4 protein-coding genes, 1 tRNA gene and 1 pseudogene are annotated in these 3,006 nt (G+C 60.3%); 4 read left to right on the forward strand and 2 right to left on the reverse strand.

Annotated features, from left to right (window positions below):
• Nucleotides 1–326, forward strand: a 326-nt coding sequence (locus U0988_RS05020) for a substrate-binding domain-containing protein (protein ID WP_322291545.1), incomplete at its 5' end; no start/stop codon positions are given.
• Between the two features lie 315 nt (nucleotides 327–641).
• Here the strand turns inward: U0988_RS05020 and U0988_RS05025 are convergent.
• Nucleotides 642–731, reverse strand: a tRNA-Ser gene (locus U0988_RS05025).
• 115 nt (nucleotides 732–846) lie between these two features.
• Here U0988_RS05025 and U0988_RS05030 point away from each other — a divergent pair.
• The 3 genes from U0988_RS05030 (at nucleotide 847) to U0988_RS05040 (ending at nucleotide 2,854) form a co-directional block, all read left to right on the forward strand.
• A complete protein-coding gene (locus U0988_RS05030) occupies nucleotides 847–1,251 on the forward strand; it encodes a metallopeptidase family protein (RefSeq protein WP_322291546.1) in 405 nt (134 codons plus the stop codon).
• Between the two features lie 37 nt (nucleotides 1,252–1,288).
• Nucleotides 1,289–2,320, forward strand: a complete 1,032-nt coding sequence (locus U0988_RS05035; protein ID WP_322291547.1) for a peptidylprolyl isomerase — start codon at nucleotides 1,289–1,291, stop codon at nucleotides 2,318–2,320.
• Between the two features lie 216 nt (nucleotides 2,321–2,536).
• Complete coding sequence (locus U0988_RS05040; RefSeq protein WP_322291548.1) at nucleotides 2,537–2,854, forward strand: DUF1905 domain-containing protein; 318 nt, start codon at nucleotides 2,537–2,539, stop codon at nucleotides 2,852–2,854.
• A 9-nt stretch (nucleotides 2,855–2,863) separates the two neighbouring features.
• On the opposite strand, the pseudogene U0988_RS05045 reads toward U0988_RS05040, so the two are convergent.
• Nucleotides 2,864–3,006 (reverse strand): annotated as a pseudogene (locus U0988_RS05045) (IS630 family transposase); the annotation flags it as partial.

Raw genomic sequence — 3,006 nt, forward strand, 5'->3', positions numbered from 1 at the left:
TGCTTGATCCCAAACGGGGGCTGACCGCGATTGTCGCGGGCAGTGATATGCTCGCGCTTGGCTGCTATGACGCCATGAATGAACTTGATATCCGTTGCCCGAATGACGTTTCGGTCATCGGATTCAATGATATTCTGTTCTGCAGCAAGTTTTCGCCGCCAATGACGTCGGTCCACGTCGACAAGTTTTTAATGGGCATGGAAGCAGCGCGGTTGATCTTGCGTGTAGTCAAGGGGGATATGGTTAGCGGTGTGTCATTGGTAATGCGGCCAAGATTGGTCGTTCGCCAATCGACCAGTACCCCCGGAATTCGTGTTCCTGCATAGCAAGAGCATAGCTTGGCGTGTCCGTCGTCAAAACATTTGGCGTGATGGCTGCGTAGATTAGCCGAGCATCGGCCTCGACTGGTTAGCTCACATTAGGCGGCTAGCTTGCGGTGTTGCAAGCGCCAGACCTCCTACTTAAAAAATGCGGGAACCAGTTCAGACAATCCCGACCAGCTGCTCTGCCACCTGCAAATTTGACCATTTGCTGGAAGAATTTTCCGCCGTAGATTTTCCTGGCCAGGCAAGGAGGTTTGGCGTGAAAGCATCGGCTTCCTACGACTTCTGGACAGGCTTGTTCGATGTTGCACAGGCCGATGGCGGAGACGGTGGGATTCGAACCCACGATAGAGTTACCCCTATACACACTTTCCAGGCGTGCGCCTTCGACCACTCGGCCACGTCTCCGCATGCGTGCTCCGCAGGAGCGTCCGCAAGACGCGCGCCCTAGCTTTTGCGGGGTGGCTTGGCAAGCGCAGGGCGCACCATTGTTTGCGCCCGTCCCCGTTCCTAGATTGGCGGCATGGGCTGGCGAGATATTACCGGCGCGAGTGCCGCGGAGATCGAGGCGATGGCGCGCAGGACGCTGGACGGCTTGCCGCGCCACTTTGCGGAGCACTTAAGCGACATCCTGCTGCAGATCGAGGATTTCGCCGACCACGAGACACTGGCCGCAGTCGATCTCGCCCATCCGACCGAGCTTTCGGGGATTTACGAGGGCATTCCGCTGCATCTGAAAAGCATCGAGCAATCGGGCACCATGCCCGACCGCATCCGCCTGTTCCGCGGCCCGATCCTGATGGAATGGCGCGAACGCGGCGATATCACGCTGGAGAAGCTGGTCGCCCATGTGACCATCCACGAGGTCGGCCATCATTTCGGCCTGTCGGATGACGATATGCACGCTCTGGAAGATGCCGCGGAATAAGGTTTGACGCCGGGGCTAGCGGTGGCAGGATGGCGGCATGACCCGGACCCTCATTGGCGCCCTCGCCGCGCTGTCGCTCTTCGCCCCCGCTCTTGCCCAGGAGGAACCGAAAGGCGCCCCCTCCCCGAACGAAATTGTCGCGGCGGCTGCCGCAAGCGACTGGACGCGGATCGCGGCGGAAGACCTGCTGGTCATGACGCTCGCGTCCGATGCCGATGGCAATTCGCGGCAGGTGGTAATCCAGCTGATGCCGCCGCCGTTTTCGCAAGGGTGGATCGAGAACATCCGCATCTTCGCCCGCGCAGGCTGGTACGACAACATCAGCGTCAACCGGGTGCAGGACAATTACGTCGTCCAATGGGGCGATCCCAATTACGACAATCCGGAAGCGACGGGGGCGGTAAAGCCGCTGCCGGAGGGGCTGAAAGTGATGGGGGAGGATGAGTATGTTTTACCAACCAAGGGCTCTGGAATTTCAGCCGACCTTGCGATGGACCTACTTGCGGCTACCATCAAGTCAGGAGCGACATGCGCGGAGAGCACTGAAAGTCCCACGCAAACCTGTACATCAAACTTCGAGGCGAACAATGACAAGTTGGATAGCTTCATGTTTGGCTGGCCTGTCGCTGGAAACATTGCGTCGGTCTGGCCCACTCACTGCTACGGCATGGTCGGTGTCGGGCGAAACCTCTCCCCCGATACCGGTTCGGGCGCGGAGCTTTACACGGTGATCGGCCATGCACCGCGGCATCTGGACCGCAACATCGCGCTGGTGGGCCGGGTGATCGAGGGGATGGAGCATCTCTCCAGTCTGCCGCGCGGCAAGGGTGAATTGGGCTTCTACGCGGCGAACGAAATCGATAAACGCACCCCGATCCTGTCAGTCCGCGTCGCCGCCGACCTGCCGGCCTCCGAGCAGCCGGATTTCGAGTATCTCTCGACGACAAGCGAGACCTTCGCCAAATATGCCGATGCTCGCGCCAATCGCCGCGATCCGTTCTTCATCGTGCCTGCGGGCGGCGCGGATATCTGCAACATTCCGGTTCCGGTGCGGCGCGCGGTGAAGTGAAGTGGGGTTCGCGCAGAGGCCGCAGAGGAAAGGAGATCGCAGAGGTGACGAGCTTCCCGCGCAGCGGCTTTATTGTCGGACAAAGCCACAAGGATGTTGGCGCTTCGGGCCCGCCAATACCGAATTCTTCGTGGCATTGAATGAACCAATCTGCGGCGTCGCCGCATTTTCTTCTCCGCGTCCTCCTTTCCTCTGCGGCCTCTGCGCGAAACTGACATGAGCGCACCCCTCACCCTCACCGCGCCGCTCACCCGCTGGCAGGGTGATCGCGGCATCTATCACCTACTCGTCCTTACCGGCGAGGCGGCGGAGCAGATCGCGATGCATGCGCGGCTTCACCGGCTCGAATTCGGCCAGCGACGGGGGTTCGGTTCGGTCAAGGTCGCGGTGCGGATTGGCGGCACGCGCTGGCACAGCTCCGTCTTCCCGCAGCAGAAGCAGTCGGAATGGATTCTGCTGGTGAGCAAGAAGGTGATGCGCGGCGAAGATCTGTCCGGGGGCGATCTGGTCGCAGTCGAACTGGAACTGCTCTAGAGCGTTTTCCTACCATTCTGGTTCATAGCCGCATGAGCTGAAGTAGTTGGCACATTCGTCTGGCTGGAAGATGTCGACGAGCCTGCCGATCAGGTCCCACAGTCCGCTGACGGTCCGCTCGCTCGCCTTGCGAAGCATGGCCTTGAGTCGTG

This window comes from Allopontixanthobacter sp. (assembly GCF_034376665.1).
Classification (GTDB): Bacteria; Pseudomonadota; Alphaproteobacteria; order Sphingomonadales; family Sphingomonadaceae; genus Allopontixanthobacter.